At 68.0% G+C, this 23608-nt stretch carries 20 protein-coding genes; 3 read left to right on the top strand and 17 right to left on the bottom strand.

Translation table 11 applies throughout. From position 1 onward, the window contains the following. Positions 1-3: 3 nt before the first annotated feature. From BMX96_RS14350 to BMX96_RS14320, 7 genes are all read right to left on the bottom strand, one after another. On the bottom strand, positions 4-834 hold the full coding sequence (locus tag BMX96_RS14350; protein ID WP_091846115.1) for an urease accessory protein UreD: 831 nt from the start codon (positions 832-834) through the stop codon (positions 4-6). Positions 835-967: 133 nt separating this feature from the next. After that, entirely contained in the window at positions 968-1951 is a 984-nt protein-coding gene (locus tag BMX96_RS14345) for an ABC transporter substrate-binding protein (protein WP_091846140.1), read from the bottom strand. 34 nt (positions 1952-1985) lie between these two features. Next, a complete protein-coding gene (locus BMX96_RS14340) occupies positions 1986-2831 on the bottom strand; it encodes an ABC transporter permease (protein ID WP_091846114.1) in 846 nt (281 codons plus the stop codon). After that, positions 2828-3826: an ABC transporter permease gene (locus BMX96_RS14335; RefSeq protein ID WP_091846113.1), complete on the bottom strand. Its 999-nt coding sequence runs from the start codon at positions 3824-3826 to the stop codon at positions 2828-2830. The genes BMX96_RS14340 and BMX96_RS14335 overlap by 4 nt, the downstream gene beginning before the upstream one ends. 253 nt (positions 3827-4079) lie before the next feature. Continuing rightward, entirely contained in the window at positions 4080-4886 is an 807-nt protein-coding gene (locus BMX96_RS14330; protein ID WP_091846112.1) for an ABC transporter ATP-binding protein, read from the bottom strand. Next, complete coding sequence (gene hydA, locus BMX96_RS14325; protein ID WP_073128056.1) at positions 4886-6340, bottom strand: dihydropyrimidinase; 1455 nt, start codon at positions 6338-6340, stop codon at positions 4886-4888. The genes BMX96_RS14330 and hydA overlap by 1 nt, the downstream gene beginning before the upstream one ends. Positions 6341-6851: 511 nt before the next feature. Further along, positions 6852-8108 (bottom strand): Zn-dependent hydrolase, encoded by a 1257-nt coding sequence (locus BMX96_RS14320; RefSeq protein ID WP_091846111.1) that lies wholly within the window; start codon positions 8106-8108, stop codon positions 6852-6854. A 148-nt stretch (positions 8109-8256) separates the two neighbouring features. Between BMX96_RS14320 and BMX96_RS14315 the strand changes: the two genes are divergently transcribed. After that, positions 8257-8859 carry a TetR family transcriptional regulator C-terminal domain-containing protein gene (locus BMX96_RS14315; protein WP_091846110.1) on the top strand — a complete coding sequence of 201 codons (603 nt, stop codon included), beginning with the start codon at positions 8257-8259 and terminating at the stop codon, positions 8857-8859. On the opposite strand, the gene BMX96_RS14310 is transcribed toward BMX96_RS14315, so the two are convergent. From BMX96_RS14310 to BMX96_RS14290, 5 genes are all read right to left on the bottom strand, one after another. Further along, positions 8856-10130, bottom strand: coding sequence for a glycerate kinase type-2 family protein (locus BMX96_RS14310; RefSeq protein WP_091846109.1), 1275 nt, complete (start codon positions 10128-10130; stop codon positions 8856-8858). The two genes, BMX96_RS14315 and BMX96_RS14310, sit on opposite strands and share 4 nt — an antisense overlap. A 3-nt stretch (positions 10131-10133) precedes the next feature. Next, entirely contained in the window at positions 10134-11435 is a 1302-nt protein-coding gene (gene preA / locus BMX96_RS14305) for an NAD-dependent dihydropyrimidine dehydrogenase subunit PreA (RefSeq protein ID WP_091846108.1), read from the bottom strand. Positions 11436-11491: 56 nt separating this feature from the next. Next, positions 11492-12280 (bottom strand): Fpg/Nei family DNA glycosylase, encoded by a 789-nt coding sequence (locus BMX96_RS14300; protein WP_091846107.1) that lies wholly within the window; start codon positions 12278-12280, stop codon positions 11492-11494. After that, positions 12273-13643, bottom strand: a complete 1371-nt coding sequence (locus BMX96_RS14295; RefSeq protein ID WP_091846106.1) for an NAD(P)-dependent oxidoreductase — start codon at positions 13641-13643, stop codon at positions 12273-12275. Before BMX96_RS14295 ends, BMX96_RS14300 begins: the two co-directional genes overlap by 8 nt. Before the next feature lie 95 nt (positions 13644-13738). After that, positions 13739-15019, bottom strand: coding sequence for an NAD(P)/FAD-dependent oxidoreductase (locus BMX96_RS14290; protein WP_091846105.1), 1281 nt, complete (start codon positions 15017-15019; stop codon positions 13739-13741). An 82-nt stretch (positions 15020-15101) separates the two neighbouring features. On the opposite strand from BMX96_RS14290, the gene BMX96_RS14285 reads away from it, so the two are divergent. Beyond that, positions 15102-16460 carry an ABC1 kinase family protein gene (locus BMX96_RS14285; protein WP_091846104.1) on the top strand — a complete coding sequence of 453 codons (1359 nt, stop codon included), beginning with the start codon at positions 15102-15104 and terminating at the stop codon, positions 16458-16460. A gap of 32 nt (positions 16461-16492) precedes the next feature. On the opposite strand, the gene BMX96_RS14280 is transcribed toward BMX96_RS14285, so the two are convergent. The 5 genes from BMX96_RS14280 to BMX96_RS14260 all read right to left on the bottom strand — a co-directional run bounded on the left by BMX96_RS14280 (position 16493) and on the right by BMX96_RS14260 (position 22261). Continuing rightward, on the bottom strand, positions 16493-17044 hold the full coding sequence (locus BMX96_RS14280) for a PqiC family protein (protein WP_091846103.1): 552 nt from the start codon (positions 17042-17044) through the stop codon (positions 16493-16495). Position 17045: 1 nt separating this feature from the next. Beyond that, positions 17046-19901, bottom strand: a complete 2856-nt coding sequence (locus BMX96_RS14275; RefSeq protein WP_091846102.1) for a PqiB family protein — start codon at positions 19899-19901, stop codon at positions 17046-17048. Next, positions 19898-20536: a paraquat-inducible protein A gene (locus BMX96_RS14270; RefSeq protein WP_073128045.1), complete on the bottom strand. Its 639-nt coding sequence runs from the start codon at positions 20534-20536 to the stop codon at positions 19898-19900. The genes BMX96_RS14275 and BMX96_RS14270 overlap by 4 nt, the downstream gene beginning before the upstream one ends. Next, positions 20503-21141, bottom strand: coding sequence for a paraquat-inducible protein A (locus BMX96_RS14265; protein WP_091846101.1), 639 nt, complete (start codon positions 21139-21141; stop codon positions 20503-20505). The genes BMX96_RS14270 and BMX96_RS14265 overlap by 34 nt, the downstream gene beginning before the upstream one ends. Positions 21142-21262: 121 nt before the next feature. Continuing rightward, on the bottom strand, positions 21263-22261 hold the full coding sequence (locus BMX96_RS14260; RefSeq protein ID WP_091846100.1) for a calcium-binding protein: 999 nt from the start codon (positions 22259-22261) through the stop codon (positions 21263-21265). 264 nt (positions 22262-22525) lie between these two features. Between BMX96_RS14260 and BMX96_RS14255 the strand changes: the two genes are divergently transcribed. After that, positions 22526-23488: a TAXI family TRAP transporter solute-binding subunit gene (locus tag BMX96_RS14255; protein WP_091846099.1), complete on the top strand. Its 963-nt coding sequence runs from the start codon at positions 22526-22528 to the stop codon at positions 23486-23488. The last annotated feature ends 120 nt before the right edge of the window (positions 23489-23608 follow it).

Raw genomic sequence — 23608 nt, 5'->3', positions numbered from 1 at the left:
TCTTCAGGATCTCCAGACAGGGGGCAATGCGGCGCCCGACAACCGCTCGAGCAGCGGGATGAGGGCGCGGCGCAGATCGAAGGAATCGCCGGCCAGCAACCGCACGACCAGCAGGCCCGGCGCCGGCGACGAGGCGCCCGCACCGGCGGGCAGCACGGCGCGTGCGGCGGGCAGATGACGCTCGGCCTCGGGTTCAGCCAGCACGACAAGCGCCATGGCCCCTGCCCCGCCCGCGATGGCGGGTCGTGCCAGGTGCCCGGCAATGTCACCCGACAGCCGCGTTGCATCGCGGTAGAGCGGTGCGCCCGCGCGGTCGATGGCGACGCGGTCCTCGAACGCGCCACCGCGCAAGACCTCGCCCCGCGCGTGGCGGCCGAAGGCCACCGGCTCGACCATCAACAGCCGCGCATCCTCGGCCATCTCGATCCGAAGCCGCCGCCTGAGCCGCGCACCGTCGAACAGGATCGTCTCCTGCGGCAGCCAGTGCAGGGTCGCGCCCCGATCGACCGTCAGGCGCGTCGTCATACGGCCCGGCACGGCAGCTGCGGCCCGGTAGACCCGCTCGGCCGCCTGCGTCGTCAGGGTCAGGCGCGCGTCCGCGCGGGCCGTCGCCGAGATCTCGAACCGGTCCCCCCCGGCGATGCCGCCCCCGGTATTGATGCAGACCGCCGTCACACCCGCGCCGCGCGGGGTCGGGAACAGCGCCTTCAGAGCGCCCGACTGGCGAAGGTCCGACAGCGCGCTGACCCCGCCGCGCGCCGCGGCGACAACGGACAGGCCCCCCAACGAGCGGGGCTGTACCTGGGGTGATCCAAGGGTCTGCGTGTCGTTCATCCTGCGGCGATCCTAGCAAGCCGCGCGCGTTTGCACAGGGCTTGGGCGGGCGAGGCCGCCAAAACGACAGCAGCCGCCCAAATATCGGGCGGCTGCGTCTTCCACATCGTGGCCCGAAGGCCGCGCGCCGGGCTCAGTTCAGCGCGGCGTCGGTGATCTCGTGGGTCCAGGCGCCCTCGGGCTCCTTCGAGATGACCGGGTCGGACCCGCCGGCCAGCAGCGTGTCGACGGTGCGGCGGTAGTCCTCCTCCGCAAGCGCGCCGTTCGAGCCGGCGGTCAGCTTGGCGATCTCCTGCATCATGCGGATCTGGTGCGACTCGGTCTGGGCGCCGGTCTCGTCGTTGTCGAGCACGATCATCGCGGCGTCTTCGGGGTTCTCCTCGGCCCATTTCCAGCCCTTCATCGAGGCACGGACGAAGCGCTCCATCTTGTCGACGAATTCCGGGTCCTCGAGATTCTCCTCGAGCACGTAAAGCCCGTCTTCCAGCGTGGCGACGCCCTGGTCTTCGTACTTGAAGTTCACCAGTTCGTCCTCGCTGACGCCCGCGTCCAGCACCTGGCCGTATTCGTTGTATGTCATGGTCGAGATGCAGTCGGCCTGGCGCTGCAACAGCGGGTCGACGTTGAAGCCCTGCTTCAAGACGGTGATGCCGTCATCCGAGGCGTCCGTGGGGATGCCTTCCTGGCTCATCCAGCTCAGGAACGGGTATTCGTTGCCGAAGAACCAGACGCCGATGGTGCGGCCGCGGAAGTCCTCGGGTCCGGTGATGCCGGTATCCTTCCAGCACGTCAGCATCAGGCCCGAGGTCTTGAACGGCTGGGCGATGTTGACGATCGGCAGGCCCTTCTCGCGCGCCGAAAGCGCCGACGGCATCCAGTCGACCATCACGTCGGCCCCGCCGCCCGCCAGAACCTGCGGCGGCGCGATGTCGGGCCCGCCCGGAAGGATGGTCACGTCCAGGTTCTCTTCGTCATAGAACCCCTGGTCCTCGGCCACGTAGTATCCGGCGAACTGGGCCTGGGTGACCCATTTCAGCTGAAGAGTGACCTCGTCCTGCGCATACGCTGCGCCACCGGCAAATGCGGCCACAGCCGCGGCAATGATCCTGGTCTTCATGTACATGTTTCTCCTTGTTGGATCTCCCCGGGGTTCAGCCCCGGTGGGACGGGTGCCAGAAGGTCACCCGCTTCTCGATGAAGGCGATGATGCCGTAAAAGGCCGAACCCGCAAGGGCCGCGGCCACGATCTCGGCCCAGACCATGTCCAGCGCCAGCTGTCCGACACTGGTCGAGATGCGAAAGCCCATCCCGAGCGTGGGAGAGCCGAAAAATTCGGCGACTATCGCACCGATCAGCGCCAGCGTCGTGCTGATCTTCAGACCGTTGAAGATGAAGGGCATGGCCGCCGGCAGACGCAGTTTGAGCAGCGTCTGGACATAGCTGGCCCCGTAGGTGCGCATCAGGTCACGCTGCATGGCCTGCGTATCGGCCAGGCCCGCCACGGTGTTCACGAGGATCGGAAAGAACACCATGACCACGACCACGGCGGATTTCGACTCCCAGTCGAAGCCGAACCACATCACCAGGATCGGCGCGGTGCCGACGATGGGCAGCGCGGCCATGAAGTTGCCCACGGGCAGCAGGCCGCGCTTCAGGAAATCGTGGCGGTCGGCCACGATGGCGAAGGCGAACGCGGCCAGCGCGCCGATGACATAGCCAGACAGGGCGCCCTTGACGAAGGTCTGCACGAAATCGGCCCAGATCACGTCGAGCTCCCCCGCGAAGGCGGCGGCGACGGCACTGGGAGGGGGCAGGATGACGCCAGGCACCTCGAGCCCGCGGACGATCAGCTCCCACATGCCGATCAGGGTCAGGCCGAAGATCGCCGGGACGGCCAGTTGCACCGAACGGGTGTCGGCGGCCGGGCCGGTGGCCAGCCGCGCGTTCAGCGCGAAGCCCGCCGCCCAGAGGACGAGTGCGAAGATCACCAGCATCATCGCGCCAGCCCCATGCGCCGAAGCAGCACCCGTTCGATTCCGGCGATGATCGCCACCAGCACCGCGGCCAGGATCGCGGCGGCGAAAAGCGCCGACCAGATCTGCACGGTCTGACCGTAATAGCTGCCCGCCAGCAACCGTGCGCCCAGACCCCGAACCGCGCCGGTGGGCAGTTCGCCCACGATGGCGCCGATCAGAGACGCGGCCACCCCGATCTTCAGCGACGCGAAGAGATAGGGCAGCGACGCGGGCAGCCGCAGTTTCCAGAAGGTCTGCCCGCCGGTCGCACCGTAAGTGCGCAGCAGGTCCAGTTGCATGGTGTCGGGACTGCGCAGCCCCTTCACCATGCCCACGACGACCGGGAAGAAGGACAGGTAGGCGCTGATCACCGCCTTCGGCAGCAGCCCCTGCACGCCGACGGAATAAAGCACGACGATGATCATCGGTGCGATGGCGATGATGGGAATGGTCTGGCTGACGATGGCCCAGGGCATGACGCTCATGTCCATCACGCGGCTGTGCACGATCCCCACGGCCAGCAGGATGCCCAGCGCGGTGCCCACGGCGAAGCCGGCCAGCGTGGCCGACAAGGTGATCCAGCCGTGGAAGATCAGGCTGCGCTTCGAAGTCGGCCGCATGCCCGCCGTGCTGTCCCACAACTCGACCGCCACCTGGTGCGGCGCGGGCAGGACCGGTCGATCCTGCGCGAAGGCAGCCGACAGCGCGGGGCCCGGATTCCGCAGGCTGAGCGCGATGCCCCCCATGTTGCGCCGCTCGGACGCGGCCGCGGGGGTCACCTCGGCGCCGGACCGCTCCGCCAGCAGAACGGACTGATGCGCGTTCATCGGAATGCAGGCGACGTACCACAACACGATCAGCGCCGCGATCACGGTCAAGACCGGCACGATCCGCCCGCCCGCACCCCTGAGCCACAGCGCCACGCGGCCCGAGCGGCCGACCCCCGCACCCGGGGCGGAAAGCGGCGTATCGGTCATCCCGCCGCCCTCTCGGCGTGCGAGTTGCACGGGTTCGACATGAGTATTTGAGGACCAGTGATGAAGCTGATGCGCGTTCCGGTCATCACTGGTCCGAAAATACTCATGGTGCGACAGATGACAGTGACCGAGCGGCCGAAGTTAAGGAAATCTTCAGCCAGCTCCGACAACAATGAACCCACGGTACAGGCTGGAGAGCCGATGACCGTGACCAGTGATGCGGGGGGCCGCGTGCCCCTCGTATCCGCCTGTCTCATGCCTCCTCCATCCCGGCGCGCAGGCCTTCGCGTACGCGGTGGGCGATGTCGATGAAGCCGCGGCTATCGCGTATGTCGAGCGGCCGCTCCTTCGGAAGCGGGCTGTCGATCACGTCGCTGATACGCCCCGGGCGGGGGGACATCACGACGATCTTCGTGGACAGGTACACCGCCTCGGGGATCGAGTGGGTGACGAACAGCATCGTCTTGCCGGTACGCGCCCAGAGCGACAGGAGCTCCTCGTTCAGCCGGTCTCGTACGATCTCGTCCAGCGCGCCGAACGGTTCGTCCATCAACAAAAGGTCCGCGTCGAAGCTCAGCGCCCGGGCGATCGACGCGCGCTGCTGCATGCCACCGGACAACTGCCAGGGAAACTTGTTCTCGAACCCGTCCAGGTCGACCAGGGCCAGCGTCTCGCGCACGCGGCGCTTTTTCTCGTCCTCGGAAAAGCCCATGATCTCCAGCGGTAGGCGGATATTTCCACCGATGGTCCGCCAGGGATAAAGCCCCGCCGCCTGGAACACGTAGCCGTAGGCCCGCGCGCGGCGGGCGGCGTCTGGGTCCAGCCCGTTGACCGACAGGCTGCCGCCCGTAGGTGTCTCCAGCCCCGCGACACAGCGCAGGAAGGTGGTCTTGCCGCAGCCCGACGGGCCGATGAAACTGACGAACTCACCCCGCTCGACTGCGAGGTTCACGTCTTTCAGCGCGTGAACCGATCCGTCGTTGGTGTGGAAGGTCAGGTTCAGCCCCTGGGCCGCGACCACGGACCCGCCGGGCGCGCGATCCTCTGCCGTCGCCTCCATCACACCCCGCTCGCCGGGATGCCCGAGCGCTCCACCGGCCGCGGCGCGGTGATCTGCTTCCAGGACGACAGCGCCTTGTTGACCTCGCCCAGCGGCGCGCGCTTGACGAATTCGCCGTGGCCTTCCTGGCCCAGCATCTTGCCGGTATCGAACATCACGCGGCCCTTCGACAGGGTATAGCGGGGCAAACCCTTCACTTTCTTTCCTTCAAAGACGTTGTAGTCGATGGCCGACTGCTGCGCGCCGGCGGTGATGGTCTTCTCGGCCTCGGGATCCCAGACAACGATGTCGGCGTCGCTGCCCACGCGGATCGCGCCCTTGCGGGGATAGCAGTTGAGGATCTTCGCGATGTTGGCCGATGTGATCGCCACGAACTCGTTCGGGGTCAGCCGCCCGGTGCCCACCCCGTGGGTCCAGAGCATCGGCATCCGGTCCTCGAGCCCGCCGGTCCCGTTCGGGATCTTGGTGAAATCGCCGATGCCGGTGCGCTTCTGGTCGGTGGTGAAGGCACAATGGTCGGTGGCCACGACCGACAGCGAGCCCGCCTGCAGCCCGGCCCAAAGACTGTCCTGGTGCTGCTTGTTGCGGAAGGGCGGCGACATCACCCGGCGCGCGGCGTGGTCCCAGTCCTGGTTGAAGTACTCGGACTCGTCCAGCGTCAGGTGCTGGATCAGCGGCTCGCCCCAGACGCGCTTGCCCTGCTGACGCGCGCGGCGGATGGCCTCGTGGCTGTCCTCGCACGAGGTGTGCACGACGTAGAGCGGCACGCCCGCCATGTCGGCGATCATGATCGCGCGGTTCGTCGCCTCGCCCTCGACCTGGGGCGGGCGGGAATAGGCGTGGCCCTCGGGGCCGTTATTGCCCTCGGCCAGCAGCTTGGCCGACAGATCCGCCACCACGTCGCCGTTCTCGGCGTGGACCATGGCGATGGCGCCGAGTTCCGCCAACCGCTGGAACGAGGCATACATCTCGTCGTCCTGCACCATCAGCGCGCCCTTGTAGGCCATGAAGTGCTTGAAGGTGTTGATGCCGCGCTCCTTCACGACGGTCTCCATCTCGTCGAAGACCTGTTCGCCCCACCACGTCACGGCCATGTGGAAGGAATAGTCGCAATGCGCGCGCGTCGACTTGTTGTCCCACATCTTCAGCGCGTCGAGCAGCCCCTGGCCGGGGCTGGGCAGCGCGAAGTCGACAACCATCGTCGTCCCGCCAGCCAGCGCCGCGCGGGTGCCGGACTCGAAATCATCGGCAGAATAGGTGCCCATGAAGGGCATCTCGAGATGGGTATGCGGATCGATCCCGCCGGGCATGACGTAGCAGCCCGTGGCGTCGATTTCCTCGTCGCCGGTCAGCCCTTCGCCGATCTCGATGATCTTGCCGCCGTCGACCAGGACGTCCGCCTTGTAGGTCAGGTCATGGGTGACGATGGTGCCGTTCTTGATGACTTTGGTCAAAAGGTTCTCCCTGCATCCGCAATTTTTGAGTTGATTTGTGCGGCCTCATGGAACGCGCGTCCGAGAACGAGCAAGAGATTTGTAGCATCCGAATAACTCAGGCGTTCTTCGAAATGCGGGGCCGCATCACCTCGCCTGTCGACGAATAGAATGGAGTTCTCTTCCAGACCGATCCTACCGTGTGAAACCGCGTTCCTCATACTTCGAATATCTGAGCGATTGCAAAGGGTGCGCCCTGCATTAGCGAGGTCATCATCGCATTTGGCCCGCTCAAGAACCGTATCGAATAGCTCGCGTCGACGCCAAACTTCCGATGGCAGAATTAGAAGACAATAAAGTAATCCGATGAGTCGAATCTGCTTTGGGGGATAGGCGCCATCAGGAAAAACACCAAATCGAGGAGCAACTTCCGACGTCGCGTTCGAAAGTGAGACGTCGTATTGAAGCGCGTGCTCCACGATGAAGTGGCTTATGAAGGCCGCGGTTGGGATGTCGTCAAGGCTTGTGGACGTCACCCCTCCACCCCCGCCGTCTCGACCACCGCGTGCAGCAGCACGTCGGCGCCGGCCTTGGCCCAGTCCTTGGTGATTTCCTCGGCCTCGTTGTGGCTGAGGCCGTCGACGCAGGGGCACATGACCATCGCGGTGGGGGCCACGCGGTTGATCCAGCAGGCATCGTGGCCCGCGCCCGAGACGATGTCGCGGTGCGAATAGCCCAGCCGCTCGGCTGCGTCGCGGACCGCCTTCACGCAGCCCTCGTCGAACGTCACGGGGTCGAAATGGCCGGCGGTCTCGATCTCGAAGCCCAGGCCCAGTTCCTCGGCGATCTTCGGGCCCTCTTCTTCAAGCCGCGCCTTCATGCCGTCGAGCTTGGCCTGGTCGGGCGAGCGGAAATCCACGGTGAAGACCACCTTGCCGGGGATCACGTTGCGCGAGTTCGGGTAGACGTCGATATGGCCGGCCGCGCCGACGGCGTCGGGCTGCGCCTCCATCGCGATCTCGTGCACGCGTTCGAGGATGCGCGCCATGCCGAGCCCGGCGTTCTTGCGCATGTTCATGGGGGTCGAGCCGGTGTGGCTGTCCTTGCCGGTCAGCGTGATCTGGAGCCACCACAGGCCCTGCCCGTGCGTGACCACGCCGATATCCTTGCCCTCGGCTTCGAGAATCGGGCCCTGCTCGATATGCAGCTCGAAGAAGGCGTGCATCTTGCGGGCGCCGACCTCTTCCGCGCCCTTCCAGCCGATCCGCTCCAGCTCGTCGCCGAAGCTCAGGCCCTTGGCGTCGGTCCTCGCATAGGCCCAGTCCTGTTCGTGGATGCCGGCGAAGACGCCCGAGCTGAGCATGGCGGGCGCGAAGCGGGTGCCCTCCTCGTTCGTGAAGTTCGTCACCACGATAGGGTGCTTCGTCTTCACGCCGAGGTCATTGAGGCTGCGGATGATCTCCAATCCGCCCAGCACGCCCAGCACGCCGTCGTACTTGCCACCGGTGGGCTGGGTGTCGAGGTGGCTGCCCACGTAGACCGGCAGCGCGTCGGGGTCCGTCCCCTCGCGCCGCGCGAACATGTTGCCCATCTGGTCGAGGCCCATGGTGCAGCCCGCATCCTCGCACCAGGCCTGGAACAGCGCGCGGCCCCGCGCGTCGTCATCGGTCAGCGTCTGGCGGTTGTTGCCGCCCGCGACGCCGGGCCCGATCTTGGCCATGTCCATCAAGCTGTCCCACAGCCGGTCGCCGTTGATGCGCATGTTTTCACCGGGGGCGGCTGGGGGCATGGGGCGTCCTCGCAATGATTTGACCAATCGGTAAAATGCACGCTAACAGAGGTTCGGAACCAGTCAAGGATCGCGACCATGCAGGCGGCAATTGCTCAAAAAACCGGCGGAATGCGCCCGCGACGCACGAAGCTTGGCCGTCCCGCAAATGCCTGAGACGCGCATCCAGTCCCGCAACCGGGCCGCCATTCTCGACGCCGGGCTCGAGATATTCTCGCGCTATGGCTTCCGGGGCGCAACACTGGACCAGATCGCCGGCGAGGCGGGCCTGTCGAAGCCCAATTTGCTCTATTATTTCCAGTCGAAAGAGGCGATCCACCGCGCCCTTCTGTTGCAGCTGATGGATGCCTGGCTGGAGCCGCTGCGCGATATCGACCCGGCGGGCGAGCCTCTGGACGAGATGCTGGACTACGTGCGGCGCAAGCTGGCGCTGAGCCGCGACTACCCGCGCGAAAGCCGGCTGTTCGCGAACGAGATCCTGTCGGGCGCGCCGCATATCGACGACACGCTGGCCAGCACCCTGCGCGACCTCGTCGACGGCGCCGCCGCGCTGATCGCCGACTGGGTGGCCGAAGGGCGGCTGGCGCAGGTGGACCCGCATCACACCATCATGTCGGTCTGGGCGCTGACCCAGCACTATGCCGATTTCGATGTGCAGGTGCGCGCGGTGCTGGACACCGACGACCCGCTGCGGGGGGCCGAGGCACACCTGACGCAGCTCTTCGACCGCCTGCTGCGGCCGGGCGCCTAGTCGGCGGCGCGGACGAGGATCGCGCGAAAGTCGTTCACGTTGGTGCCGGTGGGACCGGGCACGAACAGCGCATCCACAGCTTCGAACGCACCCCAGGCATCGTTGCGCCCCAACGCGCCGCCCGGATCGACACCCGTCGCGCGCAGGGCCGCCGCCGTGTCGCCTGTGGCGAACGCGCCCGCGTTGTCCTCGGACCCGTCGATGCCGTCGGTATCGGCGGCCAGCGCGGCGATGCCCGGCAGCCCGTCGATGGCCCGCGCGAAGGACAACAGGAACTCGGTGTTGCGCCCACCGCGCCCACCCTTGCCGCGCAGGCTGACCGTGGTCTCGCCCCCCGACAGGATCACGACCGGCGCGGAGAAGGGCCGCCCGCGCATGGCCACCTCGCGCGCGATCGCGGCGTGAACCTGGCCCACGTCCCGCGCCTCGCCCTCGATGGCGTCCGACAGGATCACGGCGTCGTAGCCCGCTTCGCGCGCCCGCGCCACCGCGGCTTCGAGCGAGATGCTGGCCGAGGCGACCACATGGACCTCGTTCCCCGCGAATACGTCGTCGCCCGGCGCTGGCGCGCGGGCGGCGCCGGTTTCCAGGTGGCCGCGGATGATCTCGGGCAGGTCGATCCCGTAGCTTTCGATCAGCGCGCGGGTCTCTTCCAGCGTGACAGCCGACGGTACCGTGGGCCCCGACGCGACCTCGGCCGGATCGTCGCCCGGCACGTCCGACACGACCAGCGACACGACCCGCGCCGGATGCGCGGCGGCGGCGAGGCGCCCGCCCTTGATCCGGCTGGCGTGCTTGCGGATGGCGTTCATCACGCCGATGGGCGCGCCCGAGGCCAGAAGCGCCTCGTTCAGCGCGCGTTCATCGTCGAGGTCCATCCCCTCGGGCGGCATCGGCAAAAGGGCCGACCCCCCGCCGCAGATGAGCGCGACGACCAGGTCGTCCGGACCAAGCCCTGACACCGCGTCCATCAGCGCCCGTGACGCCTCGAGACCGGCCGTGTCGGGCACGGGATGCGACGCCTCCATCACCCGGATGCGGCCTGCGTCGGTGGCGTAGCCATAGCGCGTGACGACGACGCCGGTCAGGTCGTCCTCCCACGCCGCGTCGAACGCCGCCGCCAGCTGCGCCGCGCCCTTGCCGCAGCCCACCACGACCGTGCGTCCCTTGGGCGGCGCGGGCATGGCGCGTGCGATGGCGCGGGCGGGGTCCGCCGCGGCGACGGCCGCGTCGAACAGCTCCGTCAGCAGACGGCGGTCGGCGTCATCCACCCGTCACTCCGCTGCTTGCGCCGCGGGGTTGTTCGGGTGCGTCGTCCAGTTGGCATAGTCGCCCACGGTCTTGCCGGTGCGCGGGTCGACTGCGCCCTTGGGCAGCTCTTCCATGGTGATGCAGTTCTCGACTGGGCAGACATCCACGCACAGGTTGCAGGCCACGCATTCCTCGTCGATCACGGTGAAGGTGCGGTCGGGCGACATGGCGATGGCCTGGTGGGACGTGTCCTCGCAGGCGGCGAAGCAGCGACCACACTTGATGCAGTCGTCCTGGCTGATCCGCGCCTTGGTGACGTAGTTCAGGTTCAGGTACTGCCAGTCGGTGACTTTGGGCACCGCGCGGCCCACGACCTCGGCGACCGAGGCGTAGCCCTTTTCGTCCATCCAGGCCGACAGGCCCGCTTTCATCTCTTCCACGATGCGGAAGCCATAGGTCATGGCGGCGGTACAGACCTGCACGTTGCCCGCGCCGAGGCTCATGAACTCGGCCGCGTCGCGCCAGGTGGTGATCCCGCCGATGCCGCTGATCGGAAGGCCGTGGGTTTCGGGATCACGGGCGATCTCGGCCACCATGTTCATGGCGATGGGCTTCACCGCCGGGCCGCAATAGCCGCCATGGCTGCCCTTGCCGTCGATAGAGGGCTCGGGCGACATGGTGTCGAGATTGACAGACGTGATCGAGTTGATCGTGTTGATCAGGCTGACCGCGTCCGCACCGCCGTTCTTCGCCGCCTGGGCGGGCTTGCGGATGTCGGTGATGTTGGGGGTCAGCTTCACGATCACGGGGCGGTCGTAATACTGCTTGCACCAGCGGGTGACCATTTCGATGTATTCGGGCACCTGCCCCACCGCGCTGCCCATGCCGCGTTCGGCCATGCCGTGGGGGCAGCCGAAGTTCAGCTCGATCCCGTCGGCGCCCGTTTCCATCACCCGCGGCAGGATCGCCTTCCAGGCGCTTTCCTCGCAGGGCACCATGATCGACGCGATCAGCGCGCGGTCGGGATAGTCCGACTTCACCCGCGCCATTTCCTCGAGGTTCACCTCGAGCGGGCGGTCGGTGATGAGTTCGATGTTGTTCAGTCCCAGAAGCCTGCGGTCCGCGCCCCAGATCGCGCCGTAGCGCGGGCCGTTCACGTTGACCACGGGCGGGCCCTCGGCGCCCAGCGTCTTCCACACGACACCGCCCCAGCCGGCCTCGAAGGCGCGGCGGACGTTGTATTCCTTGTCGGTGGGCGGGGCCGAGGCCAGCCAGAAGGGGTTGGGGCTCTTGATGCCCACGAAATCGGTCGTCAGATCAGCCATGTCAGGCCCTCCCGTTCATCAATTCAGAACGCGCCCCGGATCCGGGCCGCGCAGTATCACCCCCCGGTCTGGTGGTCCGGGCAGAAATAGGACGTGCGCCCACCCACCTTCGTCTTCCCGATGGCGCCGTCGCAGATCCCGCAATCGGCACCCTCGTCACGGCGGTGGATCAGCCAGTCGGCGGGCAGCTTCGAATAGACGGCATCGGTGTCCACCACGGCCTTCAGCGTGTCGCCGACGACGCCGTGCAGTTGCCCGATCCGGCCCGCGTCCAGGTCGCAGGCCCGCGCATCGGGCAGGATCCCCGCGCGATAGAGCGACTCGTCCGCCCAGAGGTTGCCGACGCCGGCCAGCTTCGATTGCGCCAGCAGGGCGGATTTGACCGCCCCGCGCGTCCCGCCGATCACGTCGGCGAACGCGTTGTCGCCGATGGTCAGCGCATCTGGGCCAAGCCCGCGTTCGGCCACGTAATCCTCGACACCCTCGACTACGACGATCTCGCCGAACTTGCGCGGATCGCGGAAGGTCAGGCGGGTGCCGCCCTCGAACGCAACCGTCAGCCGGATGTAGTCGGCGTCGACCTCGTCCGCGTCCATGACGCGGATCGATCCGGCCATGCCAAGGTGGATCATCATCCAGGGTCCGCCCTGCGTGCCCGCGAAGATGAACTTGCCGTGCCGCGTGGCGGTGGAGAATTGCGTGCCCGTGAACCGGTCCAACGCCGCGCGGTCGGGCAGGTCCATATGCGTGATGTCGTCGCCGTAGGTCACCGCCTCGATCGTGCGGTTGAGCGCGCCGCGTTCGATCCGGCGGCGCGCGGCCTCGACCTCGGGAAGTTCAGGCACGCGCCGCTTCGCCGATCACGGCGCCGGTTTCGGGCGCCGCGACGCCCATGAGCGTCGCGTGGATATCCTCGGCCGCATCGCGCCCCTCGGCCACCGCGACGACGGTCAGATCGTCGCCCGGCGTGCAGTCGCCGCCGGCCCAGACACCTTCGACCGAGGTGCGGCCGGCGCCGGTCACGGCGATCTTGCGGCCGTCGAGCGCGAGGCCCTCGAAGGTCAGCGTCTGGCCGATGGCCTTGAACACCTGGTCGGCGGGCAGGCGCAGCGTCTCGCCCGTGCCCTTGAGGCCCGATCCGTCGTCGGCGGTGTATTCCAGCTCGATCTCGGCGGCCGCGCCGTTGCCATGGATCGCCACCGGCTGCGCGTTGCAGATGATGCGCACGCCCTTCGACGTGGCCAGGTCCTGCTCGAATTCCGAGGCGCCCATGCGGTCCTTGCCGCGACGATAGGCGATGGTCACGTTCTCGGCGCCCAGCAGCTTGGACTGCACGGCGGCGTCCACCGCCGTCATGCCGCCGCCGATCACCACCACGTTGCGGCCCACGGGCAGCTTGGCCAGGTCGTCGGCCTGGCGCAGCGCGGCGATGAAGCCCACCGCGTCCTGCACACCGTCGCGCTCGGCCCCCGGCGCGTCGAGATCGTTCACCCCGCCAAGGCCCACGCCCACGAAGACGGCGTCGAACTCGGCCTTCAAACCGTCCAGCGTGATGTCGCGGCCCAGCGCGTGGCCGGGCTTCAGCTCGATCCCGCCGATCTGGCACAGCCAGCCGACTTCGCGCGCGGCGAAATCGTCGGTGGACTTGTAGGCGGCGATCCCGAACTCGTTCAGCCCGCCGGGCTTGTCCTTGGCATCGTAGAGCACGACATCATGCCCGCGCATGGCCAGCCGGTGGGCGCAGGCCAGGCCCGCAGGCCCGGCGCCGACCACCGCCACGCGCTTGCCCGTCGCGGGTGCGCGGTCGAAGGGGTGGCCTTGCCGCGCCATCACGCTGTCGGTCGCGTGGCGCTGAAGCCGGCCGATCTGCACCGGCTTGCCCTCGGCCGCCTCGCGCACGCAGGCGCCTTCGCACAGGTCCTCGGTCGGGCAGACCCGCGCGCACATGCCACCAAGGATGTTCTGGTTCAGGATGGTGCGCCCCGCGCTTTCGGGCTGGCCGTTGGCGATCTGGCGGATGAACAGCGGGATGTCGATCTCGGTCGGGCACGCGGTCACGCAGGGCGCGTCGTAGCAGAAATAGCACCGGTCGGCGGCGACGCGCGCCTCGTGCATGTCCAGCGGCGCGTGCAGGTCGGCGAAGTTCTCGGCGATCTCGTCGGCGGACAGGCGGCCTGCGGCGATACCGGGGGTCAGGGGGTTGGACATGCGCGCTCCTCAACGGCTGGTTCGGGATCGAGCTTTGCACGAAAAATTTTTTTATCAAACGGTAAATTTTGGGCAGGATGTGAACGGCCCATTGGCTAGCCCCTCCCCCGCCGCAGCATCGCCGTCGCGTGCACGGCGCCGGCCCCCAGCTCGAACGCGGCGGCCCGGCCGCGCGCGAACGGTTCGTCGTGCGAGGGCACGGGCGTCAACGGCAAGTGGGCGGGATCACGGGCGAGCAGGGCCCGCGCGGCCAGCGTGCCGAACGCGGTTCCGGGCCCGATGCCCCGGCCGGAATAGCCGAACACGGCCAGCGCCTCCGGCCCGAACGCCACGATTTTCGGAACGTGGTCGCCGGTCATCGCGATGCGCCCCGACCACGCATGGGCGAAGGGCAGGTGGGCGGCCTCGGGGAACAACGCGGCGAGCTTGCGGCGCGCCCAGGCCCGGTGAATGCGACCGCCGGGCAGCGACAGGTCGCCGATCCCGCCGAGGATCAGACGGCCCGCGCCGTCCACCCGGAAACTGCTCATCACCCGCGCGGTGTCCCAGCAGCCCTCGCCCCCGGGCAGAATCCGGTCCCGCAAGTCCTCGGGCAGCGGATCGGTGGCGAATTGCGAGTAGCCCACCGTGACGAAGCGCGGGCGCACCGGCCCGCTCAGGTCGCGGTGATAGGCGTTGGTGGCCAGAAGGACGGCCCGCGCGGTGACGGTGTGTCCGCTGACCTCGAGCCGCCAATCCTCCCCCTGGCGGGCGATGCGGCGCACCGGGCTTTGCACGTGGATCTCCGCCCCGGCGGCGGCCGCCGCGCGCGCCAGGCCGCGGGCGTAGGCCAGCGGCTGGATCGTGCCCGCCCGCGGATCGAACAGCGCCCCGGCAAGGCCGGTCGCGCCGGTGCGCCGGGCGGTCTCGTCCGAATCCAGCAGCCGCAGCGGCGCCCCCAGCCGGTTGCCCTGCGCCAGCCGGTCGCGCAGTCCGTTCAACGCCCCGGGCGCGTGGGCGCAATGAAGCGTCCCCGCCCGCCGCGCCGCGCAGTCGATGCCGTGGCGGTCGATCAGGTCGAACACCCGGTCCGGCGCGCCCGCCAGCAGGTCGACCAGCCATCCGGCCTCCTCCGCGCCGATGGCGTCGGCGATGGCGTCGGGCGGCAGCCAGAGCCCCGCGTTCACCAGCCCCACGTTGCGGCCCGATCCGCCGTCGCCGATCTCGCCCGCCTCGAACAGGGCAACCGATGCGCCCTGCCCCGCGGCCTCGAGCGCGGCGGAACAGCCGGTGAAACCGCCGCCGATCACCGCCAGGTCGACGCGCATATCGGTTTGCAACGACGTGCCCGGCGCGGGTTCGGCGCTGCTGTCGTGCCAGAGCGTGTCGGGCGGCATGGCGGGCTCCGGGGCTGCGACCGTTTGCGGCTGGCGGGCCGCGTGGTCCGGGATAGATCAGTGCCAGACCACAGGAGACCCTATGTCCGAGGATTTCAACGGCAATACCGGGCGCGCCGTGCCCGCCGACCGGCTATCGCGCCTGTTCGGCATGGGCCGCATGTCCGGTGGCATGGCGGGCCGGGCGCTGGCCTCGGGCGCGGGACAGGTGGCGCGCGGGCGGCGCCCCCGGCTGAACGACCTGTTGATGACGCCCGCGAACGCCAAGGCCCTGACGGACGAGCTGTCGCGCATGCGCGGCGCGGCGATGAAGGTGGGGCAGCTCATCTCGATGGAGACGGCGGACCTGCTGCCGCCCGAGCTGGCCGCGATCTTCGCCCGGCTGCGCGCCGACGCGGACCCGATGCCGCCGAAACAGCTACGCCGGGTGCTGGAGGACAACTGGGGGTCAGACTGGCAGAAGCGGTTCCGCCGTTTCGACGTACGGCCCATCGCGGCGGCCAGCATCGGGCAGGTGCACCGCGCGCAGACGAAAGACGGGCGCAACCTGGCGATCAAGGTGCAGTATCCCGGCGTGCGCGGCTCCATCGACAGCGACGTGCGCAATATCGGCGGGCTCATGCGGATGCCGGGCGTGGTGCCGCGACAGATGGATCTCTCGGGGCTGCTGGACGACGCGCGACGGCAGCTGCACGAAGAGGCGGATTACATCCGCGAGGCCGAGGCGCTGGAACGGTTCCACGGGCTGCTGGGCGACGATCCGGAGTTCGTCGTGCCCCGTTTGCAACCGGACCTGTCCACGCGCGACATCCTGGCGATGGACTACATCGAAAGCCAGCCGCTCGACGCGGTCGAGACGGGACCGCAGGAGACGCGCGACACGATCGCCGCGCGACTGATCGCGCTGGTTCTGCGCGAACTGTTCGACCTCGGCTACATGCAGACCGATCCGAACTTCGCCAATTACCGCTGGCAGCCCGACACCGGCCGGATCGTGCTGCTCGATTTCGGGGCGACGCAAGCGCTGTCGCCCGCGTTGGTCGCCGCGTACCGCGCGCTGATGGAGGCCGGTTTCGCTCGCGACCGTGCCGCCGAGAGCACGGCCATGCAGGCGGTGGGCATCTTCGGCGCGGATGATCCCACGCGCCACCGCGAGACCATCCTCGACATGTTCGAGACGGCATTGGAGCCGGTGCTGAGCGACCGGCCCCACGATTTCGCCGGTTCGGACCTGCTGGGCCGGCTGCGGCGCAAGGGCATGTCCATCGGCGCCGAGCGCGATTTCTGGCACGTGCCGCCCACCGAAACCCTGTTCGTGCAGCGCAAGGTGGCCGGCACCTACCTGCTGGCCGCGCGGCTGGGGGCCAACGTGGCCCTTCGGCCGATCGTCGAGCGGTTCCGCCAGGCGCAGGACCGGCGGGCCGGGAAGCCGCCCCTTTAGGTATTTCTGGAAAGATGAAGAGGGTCGGAGCCCTAGAGCCCGTCGCGCGCGATCATCCGGGCCAAATCGTCGATGACCCGGGCCTTGGCGGCGGCGATGGCCGTGGCATTGGCCGCGGCGTAGGGCGCCGACAGGTCGAAGCGGCGCGCGGTGTCGCGGCGGGTCCCGTCGGGCGAGGCCACGAAATACTGCCCCGCGATGCGGAACTGGCCGTCCGCGCCCGCCAGCGCGCGCGAGAAGCGCACCTCGACCCGGGCCGCGGGTGGTTCGTAGAACGGCCAGGGCTCGGCCGCGACGCGGGCGCGGGTCAGCCGGGCCAGGCCAAGCGCGAGGCCCTCGGTAAAGGCCCGCTCGGGGTCGTCCGCCCAAAGCAGGTTGTCGTCGCTGACCAGCGCGCCGGTCTCGTCCTCGACGAAGATCACCTCCTGGCTGGCATAGGTGGGCAGCGACACGTCGCGCACCTCGACCGATCCCGAAGACACCGCGATGCGGTCGGTCTCGGGCACCGGTGGCAGCTCGTAGCGCAACGGCGTGCCACCGCATGCGGCGAGCGTCAGGACGAGGGCAAGGGAGATACGGGTCATGTCAGCGTCCAAACAGCAGCGAGTTGGGGGAACGTTCGATCTGGCGGGCGAGCGAGTCGATGGACTGGGCCGCCTCCTGCACTTCGCGCAGGGTGGCGCGGGCCTGCGAGCCCAGCTGGCCATTGGCCTCGTAGCCCTGCAGAACCTCGCCCGACTGCACCAGCAGGCGCGACGTGGTGGTCAGCAGCGCGGGCAGCTGGTCGGCGGCGCGGCGGATCGCGTCGGCGGCCTGCTCGGCCGAGGCCATGGTCTGGTTCGCGTTCTCGATAAGCCCGCCGTCCTGGATGGTGATCAGCACGCGCTGCACCTCGTTCAGGGCATCGGCCAGGGCGCCCGGCAGCCGCTGGGTATCGTCGCTGGACACCAGCGTGTTGGCCGAGGCCACCAGCTCGGACACCTGCGCCGACAGCTCCTGCACCGGGATGGTCGCCGCCTCGGAGGACAGCGTTTCCAGGTCCTCGGCGATGCGGTTGGCCCGGTCGATCAGCTCGGGCGTCTGGTCCGTGGCGTTGGCGACCGAGGTGGCCGCGCGCTGCGCCTCGGTCAGGACCTCCTGAAATTGCAGGGTCAGGTCGGTGACCGAGGTCTCGGCGGTGGCGAGCGTCCGGGTGGCCTGTTCGAGCAGCCCCGACTCCTCGATCTGGGCCAGCGTGTCGCGCAGGACGAACAGCGTGTCGTTCACCTCGCCCGGGAGCGCCTGCACCTCGGCGCCGGCGACCAGCGTGTCGATCCGGCCCACCAGGCTTTCGGCATTGGCGACCACGTCGCCCAGGGGCATCTCGTTCACGCTGCGCACCAGGGCCGCCACTTCGGCGGCCGCGGTGTCGGCCGTGGACAGGACCTGCGGCAGGTCGGCGGTGGCCTCGGTCACGGCCGCGGCCGCACGCTCGGCCTCGGCCAGCGCGGATTGCAAATCGGCGGTCAGGTCGGTGAGCGCACCCTCGGCAGTGGCCAGCGTCTGGGTCGCCTGGGGCAGAAGCCCGCTTTCCTCGACCTGGGTGAGCGTGTCGCGCAGGACGGCAAGCGTGTCGTTCACCTCGCCCGGAAGCGCCTGCACCTCGGCGCCCGTGATCAGCGTATCGATCCGCGCGATCAGGTCGTTCACGTTGTTCACCGCCACGTCCAGCGGCAGCTCGTTCACCGACACCACCAGTGACTGGACCTCCTGCGCGACGCCATCCGCGCTCTGGACCAGTTGCGGGAAATCGGCGGTCGCGACCACGACAGCGTCGGCGGCCTCCTCGGCCGCGGCCAGCGCTTCGGTCAGTTGCTCGACCGCGCCGGCGGCCTGAAGCTCGGCCACGACGCCACGCAGGTCGGTGGCGGTTTCGTTCAGGGTGATCATCAGCTCGTTCGCCTGGTTCGGGATCGACTGGATCCCGTCCGAGGCGATCAGTCCCCGCACGGCGGCCAGAATCCGAAGGATCTCGTCCGGGGTTTCCTGCACGCCGTCATCGTTCACCAGTCGCGTGACCGACGACATGAGCGAATTCGCGTTGTCCAGAAGCTCTTCGATGGGCAGCGCATTGATGCGGTTGAACACGCCCTGCGCCGTATCGGTGAAATCCGACAGGTCGGGCGCGATCGACGGGATCTGCGGATAAGGTTCGGCGTCGAAATCAAGCTCGGCGTCGGCCTGCGACTGGGTCTCGACCAGCGCGATCTGCAAACCGCCCAGGATCGAGGCGGATTGCAGCTGCGCCCGCAGCCCGCGCGCCACGGCGAAATCGAAAAAATCGTAGACGTCGTCCTCGGTGGCGCCGCCTTCCAGGCCAAGCTTGCCGGGCCGGATCTCGATCGTCGTCAGCAGGCGGATGTCACGGTCGCCGAACCGCGCCTCGTCCACGAGACCCGTCAGCGCGGTGACCGAGCCCACGACGATGCCGCCAAAATCCACGTCGGCGCCCTGCTCCAGCCCCGGCACGCTTTCTTCGAACACGATGGACAGGTTCACCGGCTCGCCGTCCGAACTGTCGGAAAAGACCGAGCTGCGGGCGGTTTCCTCGTCGCCAAACAGGCGGAAGACCGTGTCCTCGGCCACATGCTCGCCGCCCGAGACGGGCGTGTCGAAGCTGATCCCGCCCGAGACCAGCGAAGCCAGGGACGACACGCTCAGCTGCGCGCCCTGCGCGCCGAAACTGAAGGTGAAGCCCGAGGTGTCCCAGAACCGCGTGGCGGTCGAGATCAGGCGCGACTGCGGCGCCTGCACGAACGCGTCGGCGATGACCGACGCGCCATCCTCGCTCAGACGCAGGTTGGCGATCTGCCCGACCGAGATGCCGCGGTAGTAGATCTCGGTGCCCTCCGACAGGCCCTCGACCGACTGGCCCCGCAGCTGGAACGACACGCCGTCGCGGCCGTAAGGCGCCAGCGGCGCCTGGGGGCGTCCGTCGAAGCGGGACTGCGGCGCGCCGATATCGCTGTCCCAGCTGGCCTCGATGTAGACGCCGCTCAGAACGGTATCGAGCCCCGACACGCCGCGCGCCGAGACCTCGGGCTTGACCACCCAGAACTCGGCATCCTCGTCCAGGTAGGCGGCGATTTCCTTGTCCATGCGGATCTGGGCCACGACCTGTTGCAGGTCCTCGGTGAAATCCAGCGCCTCGACCACGCCCACCGCCACGTCGCGATAGCGCACTTCGGTCTCGTCGGTGCTGATGCCCGATGCATCCTCGAAGACGACCTCGATCAGGGGGCCCCGGTCGTTGACGTTCTGCCAGACCACCAGCAGCGACACGATCAACGCCAGGATCGGCACCAGCCAGACGATCGAGACACGGTTCAGGATCGACCGCTTCGCGCGACGCATTTCGGGCTCGGCCGCACCCGGCGACTCGGGGGAATTGCTGTCACTCATCTCGCGCGGGGGTCCTCGTCGGTGTCCCAGATCATCCGGGCGTCGAAACTCTGGGCGGCCAGCATCGTGAAGATCACCGACAGCGCGAAGGTGAAGGCGGCGGGGCCAGGATTGATGGCTGCCGCTACGTTTAGCTGTACCAAGGCCGACAGAATGGCAACAACGAAGACGTCTATCATGGACCAACGGCCGATGAATTCCACGAATTCATACAATTTGTGGCGGCGATGCGGCTCCATCGTCAGGGGCTTGGCGACCGAGTAGGCCAGCCAGCCGATGGCGATGAACTTGCCAACCGGGATCATCACAGACGCGATGAAAATGATGAGCGCGATGCCCACCGCACCGTGCAGCGCAAGGTCCAGCGCGCCCTCGACGATGGTCGACTCGGTCTCGGTGAACAGCACGCGCGTGCGCAGCATCGGATAAAGGTTGGCGGGGATGTAGCAGATGATGCCCACCGTCAGCCACGCCCAGACCCGCTGGAGCGATCGGTAGTCGCGCGACCTTAAGTCGCTGCCGCACCGGCCGCAGACATCGGTGCCGGCGGGCCAGACGCGGGTGCAGCGGGTGCAGGCGACCAGCCCCGCGCGCCGGGCGCTTACGAGCTTTTCTTGTCTTCCAGCGTCTTCCATATGGTCCATCTGCACATCGATCCGTCCTGCAGCACGATCACCACCACCAGCGCCGCGAACATGAAGAAGGCCGGTCCGTAATCCACGCGGGCAAGGTCGCTGACCTTCACCAGCGCCACGGCGACCCCGATGACGAAGATCTCTGCCATGGACCACGGGCGCAGGTCCTCGGACCAGCGGAACGCGGCGCGGGCACCGGGCCACGGCTTGCGCCCGAAGGCCAGCGGCCCCAGCACGTAGATCACCAGCGCGGCCCGCAGCACAGGGATCAGCACGATCAGCGCAGCGGTGGCGAAGGACAGCGCCACCATCCAGCCGCCATCCATGAAGGCCAGGGCCGAGTCGAAAACCGACGCCGCATTGGAAAAGCCCTGCGCGTCGATCGACAGGAACGGGAAGAAGGTCGCGCCCAGCATCAGGATCATCACCGTCAGGGCCAGCGCGATGACCCGGATGAACGCCCCGTCCTTCGGGGCGATCAGCACGTGGTGGCACCGCGAGCAGGTCACCCGCTCGCCTATTCCGGGCATGCGCGCATGATAGAGCGTGTCACAGACAGGGCAGGCAATCAGCTCGTCCAGGTCTTCGGTCCGGTCTTGCGGCATGGTTCAACAGGTCCAGTCGGGCGTAGGGTGGCAAGTTGGCCGCCAATTCCGAACGTTATAACCGGCACCTGCCGAAAGGCCACCCGCGCAGCGATCACCATCCTGCACGGGCGGAATCGCCTCAGAAGGCCACTTCGTCCTGTTCCACGACGGCGATGTCACCAAGACCCAGCCTCTGCGCCACGCCCTGCAGCAACAGCGTCGCGCCCGAGCCCAGGTCGATCTCGACGCCAGCCTCTGTCAGGCGCTGGGTGTCGATATAGCTTTCCAGGCTGTTCTCGGCCTCGGCGCCAGGCGGGAAGAACAGCAGCACGAAATCCTCACCCACGGTAAAGTCGGTGACCGTGATCTGCGCGCCGGGCGCAACGTCTTCGCCACTTTCGGCCATGGCGAATACATCCAGCCCCAAGCCGCCCGTGCCGGTGTCACCGCCTTGCAGCAGCAGCAAGTCGTCGCCGCGTCCGCCCTGAAGGGTGTCGGGCGCCATGTCCTCGACGAATTGGGATCCGCCGCCCTGGTCCAGCGGAACATCAAGGTCGCCGCCGTAAAGATAGTCGTCGCCTTGCGCGCCATTGATGAAGTCGGCGCCGGCACCGCCGACCAGGAGATCTCCGTCGGTCGACCCGGTGATACGGTCGTCACCCGCGTCGCCGTTCGCGGCGAAGAATTCGCCTTCAATTCCGGCGATGGTGTCGTTGCCGTCGCCGCCGGTGACGTAGTCGAAGGGCGGATTGGGGAGAATCGCATCACCGTTCGCATCCGTCTCGAACGGCGTATCGGGCGAAGTCGGCGCGCCCGGGATCAGCAGGTCGTTGCCCTGCCCCCCGTCGATCCGGTCCCAGCCCTCGCCGCCGTCGATCCGGTCATTGCCCGGCCCGCCGAAGAGGCTGTCGTCACCGGTGCCCCCTTCGACCGTGTCGGCGCCCGCATCCGCATCGATGCGGTCGTTGCCGCCCAGACCGAGCAGAAGGTCGTTGCCGGTGCCGCCTTGCAGGACATCCGCACCGTCTGTCCCCTCCAGATCACGGTCGGCGTCGCGCGGCTCCGGGTCGTCGTCGCCATCGAAAATCGCAAAGCCAAGAACCGCCAGAAGCCCGGCGGCGAAAACAACCCCGATCATTCCAAAAATCCCCCACGGATCAACTGCTTATGCTAGTGGGCAAGTCTCGATCCACGTCAAGAGAATTCGGTGGCGGTTTCCGAAACGCCGGGCGCGCGTTTGGAAACAATCGTGCCGTCGGGCATGCCAGACAGGCAGTGCGCTCCGGGTGGCAGCCGAAACCAAGGACTTGCCCACCGGGAAAACTCTGCCATCCTTAAGGGTATCGGGGCGCGCCAGAAGGCGGGCCCCCTGAAAAAGACGTAAGCGAAACAGGGAGACACCATGTCCTATCTCAGAACAGCTGCCATCGCCGCCCTGACCGTCGGCCTGGCCGGCCCCGTGGCCGCGCAGGAAGAGACGTTCATCACCATTGGCACCGGCGGTGTGACCGGCGTCTACTATCCCACCGGCGGCGCGATCTGCCGGCTGGTGAACCGCGGCCGCGCCGACCACGGCATCCGCTGCTCGGTCGAATCGACCGGCGGCTCGGTCTTCAACGTGAACGCCATCCGCCAGGGCGAGCTGGAATTCGGCGTCGCCCAGTCGGACGTGCAGAGCCAGAGCTATAACGGCGAAGGCCAGTTCGAAGAAGCCTTTGAGGGCCTGCGCGCGGTGTTCTCGGTCCACCCCGAGCCCTTCACCGTCGTCGCCCGTGCCGGGGCCGGCATCGAGACCTTCGACGACCTGGAAGGCAAGCGGGTCAACATCGGCAACCCCGGCTCGGGCCAGCGCGCGCTGATGGAGCGCCTGATGGCCGAGAAGGGCTGGACCACCGACGACTTCGCCCTCGCCTCCGAGCTCCAGGCCGCCGAGCAGAGCCAGGCGCTGTGCGACAACAACATCGACGCGATGGTCTACTCGGTCGGTCACCCGTCCGGCTCGATCCAGGAAGCCACCACCGCCTGCGACTCGGTCCTGGTCGAAGTGGCCGGCCCCGAGGTCGAGAAGCTGGTCGAGGAAAACGGCTACTACCGTGTCGCCACCATCCCCGGCGGCATGTATCGCGGCAATGACGAGGACACGCAAACCTTCGGCGTCGGCGCGACCTTCGTCACCTCGGACGCGGTCAGCGAAGACGTGGTCTACGAGGTCGTGAAGGCGGTGTTCGAGAACATCGACCAGTTCCGCAGCCTGCACCCGGCTTTCGCCAACCTCGAGCCCCAGCAGATGGCCAATGACGGCCTGTCGGCGCCCATCCACCCGGGTGCCGCGCGCTACTACGAGGAAGCCGGCCTGGCCGAGTAAGGCGCGCCGCGACCTTCGACACTTCCTGCAAGGGGGCGACTTCGGTCGCCCCCTTTCGCGTTCCGGAGAGGCGCCCAAATAACCGGCACCGGCGAAAAACACCCGCGTCTTCCCTGTGAG

The organism is Palleronia pelagia (genome assembly GCF_900110115.1).
Classification (GTDB): domain Bacteria; phylum Pseudomonadota; class Alphaproteobacteria; order Rhodobacterales; family Rhodobacteraceae; genus Palleronia; species Palleronia pelagia.
The sequence above is the reverse complement of the archived record's forward strand: the minus strand, read 5'-3'. Positions and strand labels throughout refer to the sequence as shown.

Coding starts and splice junctions, on each gene's coding strand:
- BMX96_RS14285 (WP_091846104.1), top strand. CDS start 15,102: ATGTCCGAGGATTTCAACGGCAATACCGGGCGCGCCGTGCCCGCCGAC.
- BMX96_RS14345 (WP_091846140.1), bottom strand. CDS start 1,951: ATGAAGACCAGGATCATTGCCGCGGCTGTGGCCGCATTTGCCGGTGGC.
- BMX96_RS14270 (WP_073128045.1), bottom strand. CDS start 20,536: ATGGAAGACGCTGGAAGACAAGAAAAGCTCGTAAGCGCCCGGCGCGCG.
- BMX96_RS14280 (WP_091846103.1), bottom strand. CDS start 17,044: ATGACCCGTATCTCCCTTGCCCTCGTCCTGACGCTCGCCGCATGCGGT.
- BMX96_RS14265 (WP_091846101.1), bottom strand. CDS start 21,141: ATGCCGCAAGACCGGACCGAAGACCTGGACGAGCTGATTGCCTGCCCT.
- BMX96_RS14315 (WP_091846110.1), top strand. CDS start 8,257: ATGCCTGAGACGCGCATCCAGTCCCGCAACCGGGCCGCCATTCTCGAC.
- BMX96_RS14350 (WP_091846115.1), bottom strand. CDS start 834: ATGAACGACACGCAGACCCTTGGATCACCCCAGGTACAGCCCCGCTCG.
- BMX96_RS14340 (WP_091846114.1), bottom strand. CDS start 2,831: ATGATGCTGGTGATCTTCGCACTCGTCCTCTGGGCGGCGGGCTTCGCG.
- BMX96_RS14330 (WP_091846112.1), bottom strand. CDS start 4,886: ATGGAGGCGACGGCAGAGGATCGCGCGCCCGGCGGGTCCGTGGTCGCG.
- preA (WP_091846108.1), bottom strand. CDS start 11,435: ATGGCTGATCTGACGACCGATTTCGTGGGCATCAAGAGCCCCAACCCC.
- BMX96_RS14320 (WP_091846111.1), bottom strand. CDS start 8,108: ATGCCCCCAGCCGCCCCCGGTGAAAACATGCGCATCAACGGCGACCGG.
- BMX96_RS14335 (WP_091846113.1), bottom strand. CDS start 3,826: ATGACCGATACGCCGCTTTCCGCCCCGGGTGCGGGGGTCGGCCGCTCG.
- BMX96_RS14260 (WP_091846100.1), bottom strand. CDS start 22,261: ATGATCGGGGTTGTTTTCGCCGCCGGGCTTCTGGCGGTTCTTGGCTTT.
- BMX96_RS14290 (WP_091846105.1), bottom strand. CDS start 15,019: ATGCCGCCCGACACGCTCTGGCACGACAGCAGCGCCGAACCCGCGCCG.
- BMX96_RS14275 (WP_091846102.1), bottom strand. CDS start 19,901: ATGAGTGACAGCAATTCCCCCGAGTCGCCGGGTGCGGCCGAGCCCGAA.
- BMX96_RS14295 (WP_091846106.1), bottom strand. CDS start 13,643: ATGTCCAACCCCCTGACCCCCGGTATCGCCGCAGGCCGCCTGTCCGCC.
- BMX96_RS14255 (WP_091846099.1), top strand. CDS start 22,526: ATGTCCTATCTCAGAACAGCTGCCATCGCCGCCCTGACCGTCGGCCTG.